Raw genomic sequence first — 19,404 nt, 5'->3', positions numbered from 1 at the left:
AAATCTTTGTCTTTGTTCTTGATTAATGGTTTAATAATTCTAAAACCTTCTTTTCGCTTGGAATATTGTGACTACTCCATTTTCCTTTTACAACGCCATCTTTCAACAAAATAAGAACAGAATTTGTTCTTGCCATTGCTTTTAATACTTTTTCATCTGTATTATAGAGTTCGGCTGGAAGAAGGTTGGCTTGATAATTAGCATTGATATTAGACAGTATTGCCGAGGTTAAAAGCATGCTTTCTATGTTATCATCTTTGAGCTTATCAGCTAAATCTTTGATGTCAATTAGCTCATCGGTTGATATTTTTTCAAACTTTTTGACAATTATAAACAGCTTTTCACCTGATAAGGACTCTTGGGTTATGTCATTTCCTTCAATATCGCTAACGCCAAAGTCAGTAATTTTAGGACTTAGTAAACTTTCATTTAAGATTTCAGAAGAGAGATATTTGTATTTAGTAGTATCCATTAAATACTCCATCGAACTCATTTCTTCGTTATTGACTTTGTCGAGAAATGTATATTCTATTTCTGGTTTTACCCCGGTCGGTTTCATTTGCTCAGGTAAGCTAAGTCCTTCTGCATATGGTAAAAAGTCAAGAAGAGGTAAGTACCTTTTTGCGTAAATACCAATACCAAAAGCTAATAGTGTTGCAATAATTGTTGCCGTCTTAGCAAAGTCGGTTTCTTTGAAGTTTTTTCTATTGACAAATATAATAAGGATAACAGCCAAGCTTATGATGTCCTTATAGAAGGAATGCCATGGTTTTAATTTCAAGAAGTCACCAAAGCACCCACAATCGGTTACTTTATTAAAGTAGGCCGAGTAGAAAGTAAGGAATGTGAAAAATGCCATTAGCAGAAGCACAATCCATGACGTCTTCTTCATTTTAAATGAGAAGAGCAAAGCAACTCCTAAAATTAGCTCAGAAGCACAAAATATTAACGATAATAATTGACTTTGATGAGCAAAGAACTCAAACAAGCCAGAGAAGGCTGGTAAGTCAACTGCAAAAACCTCAAAGTATTCTTGAAGTTTTAAGCCTGTACCGTATGGGTCAACCACTTTAACAAAGCCAGAAAATATAAATTCTAGCCCAACAAGAACTCTAGCAATATTTGCAATTAATTTCATCCTTCAATTTTTTGATTCTGTAAGTGTATTAAACAGAAAACCGCGTAATTAATTATATCCTGATATCCAGCCTCAATACCTTCTGAAATAAGTGTTTTTCCTTGATTATCTTCAATTTGCTTTATTCTTAAAAGTTTCATCAAGATAATATCGGTCATGCTACTTACTCGCATATGTCGCCAAGCCTCTCCGTAGTCATGGTTTTTGTTGAATAATAATTCCATAACCTTATCTATTTCGTTTTGATAGGCTGCAGGAAGGTCAGTTTTGGTTTCCTCCTTTTCATCTATCAAAATTAAGGCCATTACACAGTAATTAATGATACCTATAAACTCAGAAACTTGGCCTTCATCTACTTTTGAGAAGCCATTCTCTTGTAATGTCCTAATTCTTTGTGCTTTGATAAAAATTTGGTCTGTAATGGAGGGTAATCTTAGTATTCTCCAAGATGTTCCATAATCGATGTTTTTCTTAGTGAAAATGTCTCGACAGTTAGTGATAATGCTTTTGTATTGGTCTTGAGTTTCTTGCATTGCAGCTTTTTTTGTTGCTTTGCAAAGCTATAAAATAAAGGTAAATAAATGTCTTAAATTTACTTGCTATGGCACATTCTTTAGGCAGATGAGAAATTGGATAAACATTGAGGGGGAATTAGTAAACTTGGAACAACCCAAAATAATGGGAATTCTAAACGCAACGCCAGACTCCTTTTATCAAAAAAGTAGAATCTCTCTTTCAGGTAGTCTTGAGCAGAAAGTAGTCGCAATGATTACTGAAGGAGCTGATATTTTAGATATAGGTGGTTATTCAACTAGGCCGGGAGCAGATGAGGTAAGTGCCGATGAAGAATTGGAAAGGGTCTTACCCGTTATCGAGTTTATCCATGCTCGATGGCCGGAAGTTATCGTTTCAATCGATACCTTCAGGTCTGACGTGGCAAAAGCCGCTGTAGGTGTAGGTGCTAATGTTGTTAATGATGTGTCTGGAGGAAGCTTAGATTCAAATATGTTTCAGACAGTTGCTGACTTAGGTGTTCCTTATGTCTTAATGCATATGAGGGGTACACCAAAAACCATGAAAGGTTTGACTACTTATAGTAACGTAGCACTTGATGTGCTGAAGGAATTACAAGCAAAGGTTATAGAGTTGAATGAACTTGGTGTAAAAGATATTATTGTAGACCCAGGTTTTGGCTTTGCCAAAACTTTAGAACAAAATTATGAGCTACTAGAGCATTTAGATATTTTTCAAATTTTAGAATTGCCATTATTGATTGGTCTTTCGAGAAAAAGATTGATTTGGGAATATTTAAATATTTCTCCTCAGGAATCACTAAATGGCACTACAGCATTAAACGTAAAGGCTATGTTTAAAGGAGCTTCTATCCTCAGAGTACACGATGTAAGGCAGGCTGTGGAGCTAAAAAAAGTGTTTTTTGAAAAGGCATGGTCTTTGTATTGAATAGCCGTAAAATAATTTTCTACATTTTTACTATTAAAAGCTTTTACCACACCACATAAAACCTATATCTTTACCGTATCCATAAAATAAAAAAAGCTCTTAAATGAAAAATTATACTTACGTGTTAGCCAAGAATACGGTTCTGGCTTTTCTGGTCATGTTTGCATGGTCAGGTGCAGTAGCTAAAACTGCAAATTTAGCTCCGTTGATACCAGCGGATGCTCCAACTCAGGTTAGCTTTCAGACAAATGGGACGGGTGTTGATGGTAAGGTTTTATGGGTGTACCCTTCTACATCTTTACTTGACGATCCTGCTTCAGCCGAGTTTGTTATAGAGCAAAGTGTCAATGCTGGTGCGTGGGTTTCTGCTGGGGCGAATGTAGCCTTTAATTCTGGTACAGATTATACTTTGCCAGTGACAGGTATGGTTGATGGTTCAACGTATAAATTTAGAGTTAAAGTAGTTTCAGCCACAGAGGAATCCCCGTTTGCCGAAAGTAGTGTTTACCCTTACAGTCAACTAACTGGCTCTACTACTATTACAGAGCTGGATAAGACGCCGAATGCTATAGTTATAGGAATTGTAGATGGTGTCTCTGGTGAAGATGGTTATAGGATTTATATTAAGAAAGCTGGTGCCGCAGGTTATGAGTTAAATAGAACTTTAACTTTAGCAAGTCCAGAACAGAGTGTTACTATCTCAGGTTTAGACCCTAATACTTTTTACCAAATTTATGTAACAGCTTATAAAGGAGATAACTCTAAAATAAGTAATAATATTACCGCTAAGACCAATAGAGCATTACCTCCAACCCCAAGCTCTTTCAGTTTTAGAGACTTATGCCCTGAAAAAGTGACTATCGATTTTGCTTTTGATGATGTTAGTCAATTTGACGAATTAGAATTGAGAATGAATGGTGCAACTGTAGGCTTTGGTCCGTCTTACACCAATACTTTTACAATTAATGGATTAAGCCCAGGTGTAGTTTATAACTTCGTACTTACAACTAAAAACGAGACAGGTAATATTAATTCTAGTACACTTTCTGTTCAAGCTCCAGCGTATATGGCTCCTGATGGGCCAATGAACATTACAGACCCTTATGATATAACTACTAATGCTATGACAGTTTCATGGCTAAATGGACAGGAAGACCTTGTATGTTTAAATAAGATACGTGATGAGGTGAATTTGTTTGTTCACATTGAAAAACGTGATGGTACTGTAGAAGATAGAATTTATGCCACTTATAAAGATGCTACATCTTTCACTGTTACTGATTTACCAATGAAAGCGAAGGTCACTATTACACTTTCAGCTTTAAATAATACACATAATCTAAGAGGTTATGGTGAAAGACAAGTTTCGGCAACTACATTAGGACCTCCTATTACTCCAGTTGATTTAGGTGCTACGCCTCAAACAAATCATTTAGGGGATGAGGAAATAGTAGTTACTTGGAATGAGTATGCTGATGATGAAGAAGGAAGCATTGTTGAAGTTAAAGTTGGTGATGGAGAATATAAAGTGATTGGAACTATCAATGCAAACATTGCAATCTTTACGTATAAGCCAGTTCAAGAAGGTCTTACTTACACATTCAGAGTTAAAGCTTTTAATGAATATGGTGATTCTAATTATTCTGAAGAAGCAACTGCTACTCCAGATTATTCTACTGAACCAAATGCTCCTTATAACCTTAATGTAATGTTGAATGGCACTACTGCAGTTTTAACTTGGTTAGATGATGCAAACAACGAAAGTGGTTTTGAAGTTTGGAGATCTGAAACTTTTGGTGCTGCTGGTGATAAAATAGGAGAGGTTGGTAGAAACGTAACTACTTTTTCAGATGATGCTATTGCTATGGGAATGACTTATTGGTACTCTGTGAAATCAGTGAACAGCGTTGGTAGTTCTGATGCTGTAACTACTAAGTTTACTTATGGAGACGCTGGTACTGTCGGAGTTGTCAATGTTTATCCTAATCCTACAGTTGATTTATTAAACTTGAGAGTAGATAATGCTAAAGCTGCTACGGTTTCTATCATTAATCAAAGCAATAGAAGAGTACTTAGCAAAAGTGTCGACTTCGAAAATGGAGAAGTAAGTTTAGATATTTCTAACTTTACTCCAGGTGCTTACCAAGTTGTAATTATGACTGGTGATAAGAAAATTTCAAGAAAGATATACAAGTACTAATAGTATAAGTCTATAAATTAAAAGGTCGACCAAACGGTCGACCTTTTTTTATGCCCTATTTTTGTGGTACTTATGATAAACGAGGTATTTATTTATGATTGTTTGAGAGTCCCTTCTGGTAAAAAAGGTGGGATTTATAAAAATATCTTGTCTGAAAGCCTTAGTAGTTTTCTTATAAATAAGCTTTTAGAAAGAAATCATAAAGCCAAGTCAATTGTAAATGAACTTTTACTGGCCAATAGTATTGGAACAATGGGGAATATGGCAAGATATGCCGCACTGGGTAGTGGTTTAGGCGAGTCTGTACTAAGTTCTACTATTGATCTTCAATGTGGTGGTGCATATCAAGCAATAAAGCAAGGGGGTGCCTTGATTTCAGCAGACAGAAGTGATGCTCTTATAGTAGGGGGAATGGAGAGTAATTCACTTATGCCAACACGAATTTATAATACAAACGATCCTAGATATCAAGACGGAGACCATATTAAGGTAGCTAGTTTTTCGCCAGGTAATGAAATTGATTTAAAAGCTGCCGCAGAGAATTTGGCATTGAAATATGACTTGTCGAAACAAGAGATGCTTCATTGGACATTAAGAAGTCATCAGAAAGCAAGCGAATTTATAGGTAGCGATTTATATTCAAAATTTATATTACCATTTAATAATTCTGACGAACAGCTGCTTAGAAAAGATTTGACTCTTGAAAAGTTGGAGCGTTTGCAAACTGAACATCTTATAGATAGAACTAACTCAGCAGACTACCACGATGGTGCAGGGCTTGTTTTATTGGGTAGTGAGGGTGCTTTTGATAGTAGACCTTTGGCAAGAGTGGTTGATGTACAGATTGTTGGAGTTAAGACCAGTTTGGCACCTGAAGGCTGTATTTCGGGAGTAGAGGTATTGTTAAAGAAGAATAAGCTTAAGATTGATGATATAGACCTTTTTGAGGTCAATGAGTCTTTCGCTTGCAAGCCACTAGCCTTTATGAAACATTTTAAAGTTAGTGAAGAGGTTGTCAATATTCTAGGTGGGAATTTGGCTTTTGGTCACCCTTTTGCTGCTTCGGGTGTATTAAATCTTATTAATTTATTGAGTGCTTTGAAACTTAGGAGAAAGAAGTATGGTTTAGTTTCTGCTGGAGCTGCAGGTGGCTTTGGATGTGCTATTTTAATTGAAAATATCGATTGATAACAAAGAGAATACTTAATAATGCTAAATTGTTTCCAAAGAAAGACGCCGTGGTCTTTAATGGGACTATTTTGTCTTATGATGACCTAGCTAAAGGTATTCATCGTAGTATCTCTGAAAATAAAAGTGCTTCTGGGAAAAACTTAGTTTTTAATCGAAATCCTATTGAAACACTGTATAGCGTTTTAGCTTCAAACGCTTTAAATAAACCAGTTGTAGTAGTTCCACCTGATTTTCCAAATAAGAATGTTGAGACTGAGCAAGTACCTTCGGATGCTTTTATTGGCATTCTAACGTCAGGAAGTTCAGGGAAACCTAAGACTATTTGGAAAAGTAACGACAATTGGGAATTAGCTTTTAAGCATCAAAGTGAAATTTTTGGGATAAGTAAGTCTGACAAAGTTTTTGTTTTAGATGCATTGTCTTACTCAGCTAACTTGAATGCAGCTCTGCACATACTTTGGGAGGGAGGTACGTTGATTTTAGGTCAACTTAAAAAAGCAAGTAGATGGAAGGAAACGCTTGAGAAAGCAAAGGTGACTTCATGTTTCTTGGTTCCTTCACATTGTCAATTGTTACTCAATGGTGGCTTTGTAAATGAAAATATTAAATCTTTAGTTACAGCAGGTGAAAAACTCCCTGCAAAAATGGCTAAAGAGCTTTTAGAGCGTTTTCCTAAAAGTACATTAACGGAATATTACGGTGCGGCAGAACTAGGCCATATCACCTATCACCAAAACGCAGATATTTATAATTTTCCTCACTCCGTGGGTAAGCCTTTTCCACAAGTTAGGGTAGAGGTTAAAGATGATAAGGTTACGGTATCCAGTCCTTTTGTCTCTTCGGAATATAAGGAGAATGGTACTGTGGATGATTTAGGCTACTTTGATAAGGGCGATAGGCTTATTCTGAAAGGTAGGTCAGGGCGAATGTTTAATAGACGTGCTTTAAATATTTACGCTCAGGAAATTGAAAATATAGCTTTAACATTTGATTCGGTAGAAAAAGCAGTTTTAGTAGAGAGTGAAATCAACAAACGATTAAACCTTTATTTTACTACCAATAGTAAAGCTTTGGGTAATGACGAAGAGGCGTTGGCAGCTTTTCTCAAAGAATGTTTGCCAAGTGCTAAGATGCCAAGCTTTGTGAAAGAGCTTAAAGAAATTCCACACTCTGATGCTGGAAAGGTAGATTTTCGTGCATTAAGTAAAATGTCTGGTGAAGATAAAATCTTGAGCATCGCTTCATAGATTTTTAATTTACTAAACAAACATTTTATGCTTCGTAATATACTTATGATGACTCTAGTGAGTCTGTATTCTTTTGGGCAAGATAGCCTAGAACTTGATTTATCAGAAATAAAAGTTTCCGCCAATATTAACAGGTCGGAGATTATTAAAACGGCTAGAAACGTATCAGTGATTTCTGCCGAAGAAATAGCTAAGTCTCCTACAAAAACTATTGACGGAATTTTACAATATGCTCTTAATGTAGATGTAAGATCACGTTCGCCATTCGGTGTTCAGGCTGATGTTAGTATTAGGGGAGGGCACTTTGATCAAACTTTGATAATGATTGATGGTGTCAAGATGAATGACCCGCAAACAGGACACCACACGCTTAATTTACCTATTCCGGTAGAGTTAATAGATAGAATAGAGGTTTTACAAGGTGGAGCTTCTAGGGTTTACGGTCCTAATGCATTTTCGGGATTGATAAATATTATAACCAAAACGTCGGCAAAAGGTGCTTCTAGTGTGGGCATTGCCGGAGGAGAAAATGGGCTGTATAAACTGGATGGTAATTTGGCTATACAAGGTGCTAAGTCTAATAGTTTTGTTTCCTTATCAAAAATACATTCAGATGGTTATTCTTATAACACGGCCTTTGATAGGTCTTCTGTTTACGCTAAAACTAGTATTGAGGGTAAAAAGGGGTTTTTAACGCTTCAGGGCGGAATGATGGATAATGATTTTGGAGCATCAAACTTTTATCACCCTAAGTTTTATGATCAATACGAAGAAACGGGAAGTAAGTTTTTAGCTCTATCCAAAACGCACAACTTTTCGAATAAACTATCAGGCACCCTTATAGCTTCAATCAGAAGTCACAAAGATTTATACGATTTTAATAATTATATTGATAGCCCTCAAACATATGGGAGTGTCAATTTTCATAAATCGAATGTGATTGATATTGAATGGAAAATGAGGTATTTGTCTGACTTTGGAGCAAGTTCTATTGGTGCGGAATGGCGTCAAGAAGGAATTGTGAGTAACAGACTTGGAGACGAAGTGGCAGAACCGAAGGAGGTGAAAGGCTACTCTGGTATTTTTTATGACAAATCGAAAACAAGACAGAACTTTAGTGTTTATCTGGAACAACAGAAATCTTTTGGAAAATTGATGCTTTCAGGTGGAGCTTTGCTGAATTTTAATTCTCAGTTTGGAACAAAGCTTTATCCGGGTTTAGATGTATCTTATGCAGTGTCGGATAGTTTATCATTATATGGTACGGTCAATAAATCGTTACGATTTCCAACTTTTACAGAGATGTACTTGAATACGTCAACGGTAAAGGCTGACCCAAATTTGTTGCCTGAAAAGGCTATTAACTATGAGTTAGGGCTTAAGAAGTTTACCTCTTGGACTAATTTTACGGCATCAGTGTTTTACAAACAAACTACGGATGCGATAGACAAAATCAAAAGACCAGACTTAGAAGTACCAACCATGGAGAATATTGATAATATAAACATGGCTGGTTTAGAGTTGGTTGGTCAATTTGACTTGTCAAAGAAATTAAACGATTCTAATTTTTGGTTTCAGAAGGTTCAGTTTAATTATGCTTATTTGGTAGCTGACAGAAAGGAAATTGATTTTCAATCCTTCTACACGCTTAACTTTTTAAAGCATAAAGCAGGCTTAGGTACTTTCTACAAGGTAACAAAGGATATTTCGGCTTCGGCTTTTTATACATTCAAAATGCGTGAGGGGGACTTTAGATGGGATGCTGAATCTCCTTTACAAAACTATAAACCTGTTCATTTGGTTGATGTTCGTATAGACTATACTCGAAATTGGTTTAAGGTTTTTGTGGATGTAAACAATCTGCTTAATTACGAGTATTTTGAGTTTGGTTTTGTGGAACAGCCAAGAAGATGGCTGAGCGGAGGAATTAAATTGACTTTTTGACGGGCTATAAAGAAAAAGGTTATAATAAAATAGTGCTACTTTTGCAGAAATTCAGGTGAAAATGATTCGAATAACTAGAAGAGAGAACTTTAACGCAGCACATAGACTTTTCAATCCTAACTGGTCTGAAGAAAAGAACTATGAGGTTTTTGGGCCTTGCAGTAGGCTTCATGGGCATAATTGGACTCTTTATGTTACCGTTACCGGCGAAATAGATGAGGAAACTGGCTTTGTGATGGACCTTAAAAAATTGAAAGATTTAGTTCGTGAGGTGATTATCGATAAGGTAGATCACACTTATTTGAATGAAGATGTAGACTTTTTAAGAGGGAAACTACCAAGTACCGAGATATTTTCTAGAGAAATATGGCGACTGCTATGTCCTATTTTAAAAGATAGGTATGGAGTAGAGTTATTTGAAATTAAACTGCACGAAACAGAAAATCATTACGCCCAATATTTCGGCGAATAGTATTATGAAGTATTTCATAATTGCTGGCGAAAAGTCTGGTGATTTACATGGTGGAAATTTAGCCAAAGAGCTGAAAGCCCAAGACGCATCTTGTGTTATGCAAGGATGGGGTGGCTCTGAGATGCAATCTGCAGGGGTAAATTTACTTCAAGACTACTCAGAGTTGGCCTTTATGGGTTTAGACTTTCTGAAGAGTTTTGGTAGAATTAGACGTCTTTTTATAGACTGCAAGAAGCAAATTTTAAGCTTTGCTCCAGATGTTCTTATTCTTATTGATTATAGTGGCTTTAATCTGAGAATTGCCAAATGGGCAAAGAAGAATAATATTAAAGTGGTGTATTACATAGCCCCAAAAACGTGGGCTTGGAATGCTTCTAGAAATAAATCAATTAAGAAGTTTGTAGATAGGCTATTGGTTATTCTTCCTTTTGAAGAAGCTTATTTTCAACAGCATGGTATTGATACACTTTACGTGGGAAACCCACTTGTGGAGCGAATTAATGCTTTTGTGCCAGATACTTCTTTTAAATCTACCATTCCAGAGGGTTATGATTATGTAGTGGCTCTTTTGCCGGGTAGTAGAAAAAAAGAGATAGAACGTGTTTCTGAGGAGCTTAAAAAAGTGGCAAGGCAGTTTAAACATACACTTTTTGTGGTGGCGGCTATTTCTGAAGTAGATCAGGCACTTTATAATTGTTTTGAATGTATTCCAAATTCTATTTTGGTCTTTGACAAAACGTATGATATTCTTAGTGTCGCTGATGCGGCTATTGTGACGTCAGGAACTGCAACACTTGAAACCGCTCTTTTTCATGTACCGCAAATAGTGGTTTACAAGGCAGATAAATTGACCTACTTTATAGGTAGTAATATGGTTAAGATTAAGCATATTTCACTTGTCAATTTGATTCTGGATGATTTTGCAGTGCCAGAACTTATTCAGGATGAGTTTAACTCAGGTATGATAAAAAGTCATCTTAAAGAGTTGCTTTTTGATACTAAAAAGAAAGAAAAACAGTTGGATAACTATAATAAACTAAAGCTTATTTTGGGAGAAAGAATGGCTTCAAAATCGGCAGCGGTTAGTGTATTAGAATTTCTTAAAACAGAACAATGAAAAAAATAATAGTTGCATTTTTATCAGTAAGTTTTTTAATGACTTCTTGTAAAAAAGATGGAGAAGTAAAAGTAGAACAAAAGGCAAGAATAGAGTTACTGACTAATAATAGCTCTAAGTCATGGAAAGTAAAAGACGGTATAGCCAAACAAAATGGACTTGAGGTTAATTTGATAGCTTCGCAAAGCCCTTGCGTTACAGATAATATTATAACACTGGATAGTGATTTTACTTATGACTTTCTTGAGGGCGACATAAAATGTGAACCTTCTGACCCTGATTTAATACTTTCTGCAAATTGGAGTCTTTCACAGGATGAGTCTATTATTACTATTGATAAATTTATTTTTCTAGGAAGGTCAGTGGATAACCCTGCTTTTGCATTGTCAGAAGTGACCGAAACTACCTTTTCAGGTACTACAACCCTTACTTTTGAAGGCGAAACATTCGAAGTGGATGTAACCTTTGAGGTGGTTAATTAAGGAAGTTCTACTTAATAATTAGAATAATTCTAATTTTGAGAACATATTATGTCTAACCTATGTTAGGCTACTGAGTGATATCATTAAGAAAGAGAGCATGAGAAAAGATTTAGAGCTGCTAGAAGAAGTTACTGGCACCGAATATAAATACGGTTTTTACACAGATATTGAAGCTGACGAAGCTCCTCCAGGCTTGGACGAGAGCATAGTACGTTTTATTTCTGCTAAAAAGAATGAGCCAGAATGGATGCTTGATTGGCGACTTAAGGCCTTTAAAGTTTGGCAAGAAATGACTGAGCCTGAATGGGCAAATGTTACTTATACTAAACCTGACTTCCAGGCTATAAAGTATTACTCCGCTCCAAAGCAAAAGAAAACTCTTGATAGCTTAGACGAAGTAGATCCTGAGTTAAGAAAGACTTTTGAAAGACTTGGTATTTCTTTAAATGAGCAAAAAAGACTTTCTGGAGTAGCTGTTGATGCAGTTATAGATTCGGTTTCTGTAGCTACTACATTTAAAAAGGAATTAGGCGAGAAAGGAATTATTTTCTGCTCTATGTCTGAGGCTATTGAAAATCACCCAGATTTAGTGAAGAAGTACATGGGTTCTGTGGTCCCTGTTAAAGATAATTTTTACGCAGCTTTAAATGCAGCTGTATTTTCAGATGGCTCTTTCTGTTATATTCCGAAAGGAGTAAGATGCCCAATGGAGCTTTCAACTTATTTCAGAATTAATGCAGCTGGTACAGGTCAATTTGAGCGTACCTTGATAGTAGCGGACGACGATTCTTATGTAAGTTACCTAGAAGGATGTACTGCTCCACAAAGAGATGAAAATCAATTGCACGCAGCTGTGGTTGAAATATATACTGGTGAAAACGCAGAGGTAAAATACTCAACTGTTCAAAACTGGTATCCAGGAGATAAAAACGGTTTAGGAGGAGTTTTCAACTTCGTTACTAAAAGAGGTTTATGCTTCGGTAAGAATTCTAAAATTTCTTGGACTCAAGTAGAAACCGGTTCTGCCATTACATGGAAATATCCTTCAGTTATTTTGAAGGGAGATAATTCTATTGGTGAGTTTTATTCTGTAGCGGTAACTAATAATTATCAGCAGGCAGATACAGGAACCAAGATGATTCACTTAGGTAAGAATACTAAAAGTAGAATCGTTTCAAAAGGTATTTCGGCAGGAAAAAGCCAAAACTCTTACAGAGGTTTAGTTGATATTTCTAAGAGAGCAGTTAATTCTAGGAACTATTCGCAGTGTGATTCTATGCTTTTGGGAGACCAATGCGGAGCTCATACATTCCCTTATATTGAAGTAAATAACTCTACCGCTTCTGTGGAGCATGAGGCTACTACATCTAAAATTGGTGAAGACCAGTTGTTCTATTGTAATCAGCGTGGAATAGACACGGAAGCGGCGGTTGCTTTAATAGTTAACGGCTATGCCAAAGAAGTTTTAAAACAATTACCAATGGAGTTTGCAGTAGAAGCTCAAAAACTTCTTGAGATTTCTTTAGAAGGCTCAGTTGGTTAATATGCAAACTGAAAACTTATTTATATTAAAAAAGCTGTCGTAAAGACGGCTTTTTTACTTTAATTCGAAGGTATGATTAGAGTGCTCACATTTTGTTTAATGCTTATTCCATGCTTTGTCAATGGGCAAGGTCATAATAAAATTGAGGCTTTAGTATTGGGCACTTTTCATTTTGGTGAAACACCAGATTTTCGTTCGAGCAACTACGACGATGTTTTAAAGCCTAAAAGGCAAAGAGAAATAATGCAAGTGGTGAAGAAACTTGCAGCTTATAAACCAGATAAAATCTTTGTAGAGAATACGCCCGAGGCTCAGGCTTTTTGGGACAATGTTTATAGAGAATACCAACAAAGAGTGCTTCCTCGAAGTAACACAGTCCTTCAAAATGAGATTTTCCAAATTGGAATTCGAACAGCTAGTCTTTTAAAACTACCTTCAGGAGTTATTTGTATCAACTACATGAACGACGCCCAGAAAAAAGCGAATAGTTCGGTAGAAAAAAAATGGCTAGAATTTACGAAAGAGGTTAATGCTAAGAAACCAGATTTCAATTCTTTCTTCAAATCGAACTCACTAGCTTCTGCTAACTTCAGAAATTACCTAGAAGAGCATGAAAGCTGGAAAAACTTACGTTTGAAAGACCATTTGGTAAAAATGAATGAAGAGGAGAGTCTGAGAAATCTTCAATATTTCAATGTACTGGCGTGGATGGATAATAATACCAATGGAGTAGGAGCCGAGCTCGCATCTATGGAGTATTTTAGAAATCTTAAAATCGTACAGAACCTTTACACAAAACTTGAGAATGGGGATGATAGAATACTAATAATCTTTGGGGCAGCTCATGCCCAGATTCTATCTGATGTTTTAAAGAGCCATCCGGTCTTTACTTTAGTGCCTGTATCGGAGGTTTTGAAGTAGGCAACTAGCTAAGAAGTTTATCGTAAACGAATTTGATTTCTTCTACTTTAGCCGTTTCTGAGTTTTTCTTAAAAGATACCATCAAATTAAGAAGCGACCTGCGTACAATTTCTAGGTTTGAACACGGCTCGTAAAACATTTCTTCCTCCTCTATTTTCATTTGCTTTAAGTAAGAGCCAATGTCTTTCTTACTGAAAATAAGTCCTTTGTTAAATACATTAATGTAAAACTGAATCTGGGCAGATTTGAAAGTCAATATAAAAAGGCTTGGAAGATTCACTCCGAAAATAGGTAAGCCAAGTCGCTGTGCCACTAAAAGGTAAATGACGCAAAGGGAAATAGGATTACCTTTTTTAGTTTCTAAAACCTGATTTATTAATGAGTTAGCAGGCGAATGAAAGTTCTTAGTGTTGGCCGCAAATTTATACTTGTCGAAGAAAATATTATTTAAAATCTTTATGGCATCTTTAGGGTGTATCTCATCTCTAAGTTGAAGCCAAGCTTCAAAGTAAATTTGATTGATTTCCATTTTTAAAGTTTCAAACTCTAAATCTGGATATTGATATCTAGCCACTAACCACATTCCTTCTAAAAGGTCATGTTGCCTTTCATTTTTCCATTCAATAAGTTTAGAAGAGAAATTATCATATTGAAGATCATGAATTAAGTCTTCAATTTTTTTCTGCATGTGAGAGTCTAGGGCGTTTCTTTCCCAGTGATTTTCTAGAAAGGGAATGATGTCATCACCTAAATTTCTGATTTCTTGCTCTACATGAGATAAAACTTCTTCGTCAGTGTCATCGAGTAGAGAAACAAGTGCCTTGATTTCATTTTCGGACATAAGCTCGTAATTATATATTGAAATTTAGGAAGTCTTTAGAAAACAACAAACTTAAATTCAAAACTTTCCTATTTTTGCCAAAACGTTTTTATATGAATATACTCGTAACTGGTGGAGCTGGATTTATAGGCTCACATACTGTGGTTGAATTAGTGGCCGCAGGTCATAAACCTATAATTATTGATGATTTCAGTAATTCGGATAAGTCGGTTTTGACTGGTTTAAGAAATATTCTCGGATATGATGTTGATTTTGTAGAAGGAGACTGTAATGATGAAAACTTTTTAAATAAGGTTTTTACAGATTTTAGTATTGACGGAGTAATTCATTTTGCTGCCGCCAAAGCAGTGGGAGAGTCAGTAAAGCTACCGCTCAAATATTATGAAATGAATGTGGGTTCTTTGATTACTTTAATCAAAGTGATGGAGGCTCAGAAAGTTTCTAAGCTTGTTTTTTCATCTTCTTGTACCGTATATGGTGAGCCAGATGTGGTTCCTGTTACAGAAGAGACACCAAGAAAACCAGCTAATTCACCTTATGGTAATACAAAAACTATTGGAGAGGATATTTTAAGAGACTCGGTTATTTCTGGAGGTAACTTCCAGTTTGTGGCATTAAGATATTTTAACCCTGTTGGAGCACATGAGTCTGCCGAAATAGGAGAGCTACCTAACGGTGTTCCAAGTAACTTGGTGCCTTACATAACACAGGCTGCCATAGGCCTGAGAGAAAGTCTAACCATTTTTGGTGACGATTATGACACAGCTGACGGAACTAATATTAGAGATTTTATTCACGTAGTAGATTTAGCCAAAGCCCACGTTACTGCATTTGAGTATCTTAATAGTGCTCCTGATAACTTTTACGATGTTTTTAATGTAGGTTCAGGTCAAGGAAACTCTGTTTTGGAATTAGTCAAAACTTTTGAAAAGGTAAATGACTTAAAACTAAACTATAGTATAGGGAATAGAAGAGACGGGGATACCGTTAAGATTTATGGCGATGTAACTAAAGCCAATAAAGTATTAAATTGGAAAACTGAAAAAACACTAGAAGATGCATTAAGAGATGCATGGAGGTGGGAGTGCAAACTAGCAAAACAAAAATGAGCAAAAGTATTTTAATAACAGGCGGTGCCGGTTTTATTGGTAGCCATGTAGTAAGACTTTTCGTTAACAAATATCCAGACTACACCATTGTCAATTTAGATAAATTGACTTATGCAGGTAATTTAGAAAACCTGACAGACCTTAAGGATGCTCCTAATTATATTTTCGAAAAAGGAGATATTGTAAATGCGGAAGAAATGGAAGCACTCTTTTCAAAATACAATTTTGATGGAGTGATTCATTTAGCTGCAGAATCGCACGTAGATAGGTCAATTACAGACCCAATGGCTTTTGTAATGACTAACGTTATTGGAACAGTTAATCTCCTAAATGCGGCAAAGAAAAGCTGGGCAGGTAATTTTGATAATAAGCTATTTTACCATGTCTCTACCGACGAGGTTTACGGAGAACTCCATGAGCCAGGAACATATTTTTATGAAGATACAAGTTACGATCCAAGGTCTCCCTACTCTTCGTCAAAAGCCAGTTCAGACCATTTTGTAAGAGCTTATAATAGCACTTACGGTTTACCAATAGTTATTTCAAACTGTTCTAATAATTATGGGCCAAATCATTTTCCTGAGAAACTGATTCCTTTGGTGATTAATAACATCAAAAATAAGAAGCCTTTACCTGTTTACGGAAAAGGAGAGAATGTGAGAGACTGGCTTTATGTGTTAGATCACGCTAGAGCTATTGATATGATTTTCCATAGTGGTAAAATAGGGGAGACCTTTAACATTGGTGGAAATAACGAGTGGACTAACCTAGATTTGGTTCATCTTTTGTGTGACACCATGGATAAGAAGTTAGGTCAAGAAATGGGCACTTCCAGAGAGTTAATCACTTTTGTGACTGACAGAGCTGGTCACGATTTGAGATATGCTATTGATGCTACTAAGCTAATGGAAACCTTAGATTGGGAGCCTTCTGTTACTTTTGAAGAAGGTCTTGATAAAACGGTAGACTGGTATTTAAATAATTGGGATTGGATTTCTAATATAACTTCTGGCGACTATCAGAAGTATTACGATAAAATGTATAATTGATTCGTCAATAAAAAAATAATTGAAATAATGAAGGGAATAATATTAGCAGGAGGGTCTGGAACTCGCTTACACCCGTTGACTTTGGCAGTTAGTAAACAGTTAATGCCGGTTTATGATAAACCAATGATTTACTATCCGCTATCTATTTTAATGTTATCGGGTATTAAGGAGATTCTGATTATCTCTACGCCACATGATTTACCTCATTTTGAAAAGTTATTAGGAGATGGATCTCAGATTGGCTGTGAAATCTCTTATGCAGAACAACCAAGCCCAGATGGTCTAGCTCAGGCATTTATTATTGGAGAAGATTTTATAGGTTCTGACAGTGTAGCACTTATTCTTGGTGATAATATTTTCTATGGTTCAGGTTTAAGCAAGCTCTTACAATCTTGTGCAGAACCTGACGGAGGAACAGTTTTCGCCTATAAGGTAAACGACCCAGAAAGGTACGGTGTAGTTGAATTTGATGATGATTTTAAAGCCGTATCAATAGAAGAAAAACCCGACGAACCTAAGAGTAATTATGCCGTACCTGGTTTATACTTTTATGATAATAGCGTAGTAGAAGTGGCTAAGAATATAGAACCTTCACCGCGTGGCGAGCTAGAAATTACGGATGTCAATAGGGTTTATTTAGAAAAAGGTAAGCTGAATGTAGGCGTAATGAATAGGGGAACTGCATGGTTAGATACAGGTACTTTTAACTCTTTAATGCAAGCTGGACAGTTTGTTCAGGTTATAGAAGAGCGTCAAGGGGTTAAAATTGGTAGTATTGAAGAAGTAGCCTATAGAATGGGCTTTATCTCAAAGAAACAATTAGAAGATATAGCCAAACCTCTGGTAAAATCAGGTTATGGTCAATACCTTCTAAATATTCTTAAGTAATTTTATCTTACCAACCGTCATCCACTACAGCCTCTACTTTCTTTTTAGGGGCTGTTTTTGTTTTTGGAGCGGCAGGAACACTAACACTTCCTCCTTGGCTTGAAGAGCTTAATGTTTCGTCAGACTCAATTCTAGAATAAACACGGCTAACTATTTTCCATTCGCCATTAATCTTTAAAAGATTTAAAAGGTCAATGATTTTAGAAGATGGATAAACAGTTTCTGTGATAGCTGTTGCGGCTATTCCTGCATAGCTCCATGATAAGACGCTAGTTTCCCTAGACATTGTTTTACCAGGGGTTATTTTGGAGGCTAAACTTTCTACTGACATTCCAATGACTGTTCCGTTTCTACCTATAGAACGCTGAATGGCATCTGGTACAAATGCATTCTTAAATTGGTTTACATCACCGTTGGTTCCACCTTCTAGGTAGTCATTCACCGCCGAAAGGATTCCTGCCTCGTCAGATTGGGCATAAGAAAGAGTGGTGCAAAAAAGGAGCAAAAGAGATAAACTTAGATTTTTCATATTATTTAATATTGTAAAATTTATAACGCTTTGTTAAACTTCGATATTTCATTTGAGATTATAGTGACCAAACTTTTTTTTCTAGTCTAAAAGTTTATATTTGTAATAGTTCAAACAATAAAACAAAAAAGAAATACTATGGGATTAATGTCATTTTTTAAGGGTGTTGGTGAAAAGATTTTTCCTTCTGCAGAAAAAGAGCCAGAAGTAAAAGCAGCAGCTTTATTGGCCCACGTTCAGGGATTAGCCCTACCATTCAAAAAATTAAGTATAAAAGTAGCAGAAGATATAGTAACTATCGAAGGTACTGTAGCTGAGCAGGTGGATGCAGAGAAAATCGCTATTGCGGTTGGAAACGTTGAAGGTGTTGCTTCGGTTAATAATCTTTTGGAAGTAGAGGTTCCTAAAGAAGAAGCTAAGTTTCATACAGTAGTTAGCGGTGATACTTTAGGTAAAATTGCTAAAACATTTTATGGTAACGCTATGAAGTATCCAGTAATTTTTGAAGCTAATAAGCCAATGCTTTCTGACCCAGATAAAATTTATCCGGGTCAAATGTTGAGAATTCCTGCTTTAGAGGATTAATCAAATACATTTTGATAAGACTAAGACCGTTTCCATTTGGGAGCGGTCTTTTTTTGTCTAGTTACTAATGAAAATGATGTTTAATATTCAGCAATTAAAATCCCATATTTGTACTTATGGATATAAAATTAAGAAGTAAGCTTTCGAAGATTAAAACCTTTGTTTTTGATGTAGACGGTGTTTTTACTGATGCCCGATTAATAGTGACAGACTCCAGCGTAGACAGAGTTTTTAATGTGAGAGACGGCTACGCCGTTCAAATGGCCATAAAAGCTGGCTATAAAACGGCTGTTATCTCAGGAGGTAAGCAAGAAAGTATTCGAACTAGACTGGGCGGACTGGGTATCCATGAGATTCATTTATCAGTGAGCACAGACGGAAAGCCTGCTGTTTTTGAGAGTCTTTTAAAGGAATGGAATATCTCTGCAGATGAAGTGGTTTACATAGGAGACGATATTCCGGACTTGCTTCTTATGAAAAATAGCAAGGTTTTAAAGGCTTGCCCAGCAGATGCGGAACCAGAGGTGATAGAAGTTGCAGATTATGTTTCACCAGTAAATGGTGGTGCTGGAGTAGTGAGAGATGTGATAAAGCTAGTGATGAAAGAACAGGATAAATGGATGAAAGTATTTTAACAAAAAAAGACGGCTTAAAGCCGTCTTTTTTTGTTGTTTTAAATAGAAGAGA

At 36.1% G+C, this 19,404-nt stretch carries 19 protein-coding genes; 15 read left to right on the top strand and 4 right to left on the bottom strand.

Features of this window, described 5'->3' with window-relative positions; genetic code table 11:
- Window positions 1–22: 22 nt before the first annotated feature.
- Together AC0L6O_RS18180 and AC0L6O_RS18175 are read right to left on the bottom strand one after the other, a co-directional pair.
- Window positions 23–1,138 (bottom strand): BT_3928 family protein, encoded by a 1,116-nt coding sequence (locus tag AC0L6O_RS18180; RefSeq protein ID WP_473304360.1) that lies wholly within the window; start codon window positions 1,136–1,138, stop codon window positions 23–25.
- Window positions 1,135–1,671, bottom strand: a complete 537-nt coding sequence (locus AC0L6O_RS18175; RefSeq protein ID WP_473304359.1) for a DUF1599 domain-containing protein — start codon at window positions 1,669–1,671, stop codon at window positions 1,135–1,137. Before AC0L6O_RS18175 ends, AC0L6O_RS18180 begins: the two co-directional genes overlap by 4 nt.
- Before the next feature lie 145 nt (window positions 1,672–1,816).
- Between AC0L6O_RS18175 and folP the strand changes: the two genes are divergently transcribed.
- From folP to AC0L6O_RS18125, 10 genes are all read left to right on the top strand, one after another.
- Window positions 1,817–2,599 carry a dihydropteroate synthase gene (gene folP / locus AC0L6O_RS18170; protein WP_473304357.1) on the top strand — a complete coding sequence of 261 codons (783 nt, stop codon included), beginning with the start codon at window positions 1,817–1,819 and terminating at the stop codon, window positions 2,597–2,599.
- A gap of 103 nt (window positions 2,600–2,702) precedes the next feature.
- On the top strand, window positions 2,703–4,799 hold the full coding sequence (locus AC0L6O_RS18165) for a T9SS type A sorting domain-containing protein (RefSeq protein WP_473304355.1): 2,097 nt from the start codon (window positions 2,703–2,705) through the stop codon (window positions 4,797–4,799).
- Between the two features lie 72 nt (window positions 4,800–4,871).
- Window positions 4,872–5,987 carry a thiolase family protein gene (locus tag AC0L6O_RS18160; RefSeq protein WP_473304353.1) on the top strand — a complete coding sequence of 372 codons (1,116 nt, stop codon included), beginning with the start codon at window positions 4,872–4,874 and terminating at the stop codon, window positions 5,985–5,987.
- Entirely contained in the window at window positions 5,984–7,237 is a 1,254-nt protein-coding gene (locus AC0L6O_RS18155; protein WP_473304351.1) for an AMP-binding protein, read from the top strand. The genes AC0L6O_RS18160 and AC0L6O_RS18155 overlap by 4 nt, the downstream gene beginning before the upstream one ends.
- Window positions 7,238–7,264: 27 nt before the next feature.
- Window positions 7,265–9,181 (top strand): TonB-dependent receptor, encoded by a 1,917-nt coding sequence (locus AC0L6O_RS18150; RefSeq protein ID WP_473304350.1) that lies wholly within the window; start codon window positions 7,265–7,267, stop codon window positions 9,179–9,181.
- Between the two features lie 61 nt (window positions 9,182–9,242).
- Window positions 9,243–9,653: a 6-pyruvoyl trahydropterin synthase family protein gene (locus AC0L6O_RS18145; RefSeq protein ID WP_473304349.1), complete on the top strand. Its 411-nt coding sequence runs from the start codon at window positions 9,243–9,245 to the stop codon at window positions 9,651–9,653.
- 4 nt (window positions 9,654–9,657) lie between these two features.
- The gene (lpxB, locus tag AC0L6O_RS18140) at window positions 9,658–10,770 is read left to right on the top strand and encodes a lipid-A-disaccharide synthase (protein WP_473304347.1); all 1,113 of its coding nucleotides are present in this window, start codon (window positions 9,658–9,660) and stop codon (window positions 10,768–10,770) included.
- Complete coding sequence (locus tag AC0L6O_RS18135) at window positions 10,767–11,252, top strand: hypothetical protein (RefSeq protein ID WP_473304345.1); 486 nt, start codon at window positions 10,767–10,769, stop codon at window positions 11,250–11,252. The genes lpxB and AC0L6O_RS18135 overlap by 4 nt, the downstream gene beginning before the upstream one ends.
- 97 nt (window positions 11,253–11,349) lie before the next feature.
- Entirely contained in the window at window positions 11,350–12,795 is a 1,446-nt protein-coding gene (gene sufB, locus AC0L6O_RS18130) for a Fe-S cluster assembly protein SufB (protein WP_473304344.1), read from the top strand.
- Between the two features lie 72 nt (window positions 12,796–12,867).
- Window positions 12,868–13,716 (top strand): DUF5694 domain-containing protein, encoded by an 849-nt coding sequence (locus AC0L6O_RS18125; RefSeq protein ID WP_473304343.1) that lies wholly within the window; start codon window positions 12,868–12,870, stop codon window positions 13,714–13,716.
- Window positions 13,717–13,720: 4 nt separating this feature from the next.
- Here the strand turns inward: AC0L6O_RS18125 and AC0L6O_RS18120 are convergent, their stop codons facing one another.
- Window positions 13,721–14,557 (bottom strand): transglutaminase-like domain-containing protein, encoded by an 837-nt coding sequence (locus AC0L6O_RS18120; RefSeq protein ID WP_473304342.1) that lies wholly within the window; start codon window positions 14,555–14,557, stop codon window positions 13,721–13,723.
- A gap of 92 nt (window positions 14,558–14,649) precedes the next feature.
- Between AC0L6O_RS18120 and galE the strand changes: the two genes are divergently transcribed.
- From galE to rfbA, 3 genes are read left to right on the top strand one after another with little or no spacing between them, the layout of a single operon-like run.
- On the top strand, window positions 14,650–15,666 hold the full coding sequence (gene galE, locus AC0L6O_RS18115; protein WP_473304341.1) for a UDP-glucose 4-epimerase GalE: 1,017 nt from the start codon (window positions 14,650–14,652) through the stop codon (window positions 15,664–15,666).
- Entirely contained in the window at window positions 15,663–16,715 is a 1,053-nt protein-coding gene (gene rfbB, locus AC0L6O_RS18110) for a dTDP-glucose 4,6-dehydratase (protein WP_473304340.1), read from the top strand. The genes galE and rfbB overlap by 4 nt, the downstream gene beginning before the upstream one ends.
- Before the next feature lie 27 nt (window positions 16,716–16,742).
- Window positions 16,743–17,603 carry a glucose-1-phosphate thymidylyltransferase RfbA gene (rfbA, locus tag AC0L6O_RS18105; protein ID WP_473304339.1) on the top strand — a complete coding sequence of 287 codons (861 nt, stop codon included), beginning with the start codon at window positions 16,743–16,745 and terminating at the stop codon, window positions 17,601–17,603.
- Between the two features lie 7 nt (window positions 17,604–17,610).
- Here rfbA and AC0L6O_RS18100 read toward each other — a convergent pair whose 3' ends face one another.
- On the bottom strand, window positions 17,611–18,132 hold the full coding sequence (locus tag AC0L6O_RS18100; protein ID WP_473304337.1) for a nuclear transport factor 2 family protein: 522 nt from the start codon (window positions 18,130–18,132) through the stop codon (window positions 17,611–17,613).
- A 138-nt stretch (window positions 18,133–18,270) separates the two neighbouring features.
- Here AC0L6O_RS18100 and lysM point away from each other — a divergent pair, with 138 nt between their 5' ends.
- Both lysM and AC0L6O_RS18090 read left to right on the top strand, forming a co-directional pair.
- Window positions 18,271–18,717 carry a peptidoglycan-binding protein LysM gene (lysM, locus tag AC0L6O_RS18095; protein WP_473304335.1) on the top strand — a complete coding sequence of 149 codons (447 nt, stop codon included), beginning with the start codon at window positions 18,271–18,273 and terminating at the stop codon, window positions 18,715–18,717.
- 116 nt (window positions 18,718–18,833) lie between these two features.
- Entirely contained in the window at window positions 18,834–19,352 is a 519-nt protein-coding gene (locus AC0L6O_RS18090; protein WP_473304334.1) for a KdsC family phosphatase, read from the top strand.
- The last annotated feature ends 52 nt before the right edge of the window (window positions 19,353–19,404 follow it).

Source organism: Arcticibacterium sp. GJ41-1 (assembly GCF_055808875.1).
The sequence above is the reverse complement of the archived record's forward strand: the minus strand, read 5'-3'. Positions and strand labels throughout refer to the sequence as shown.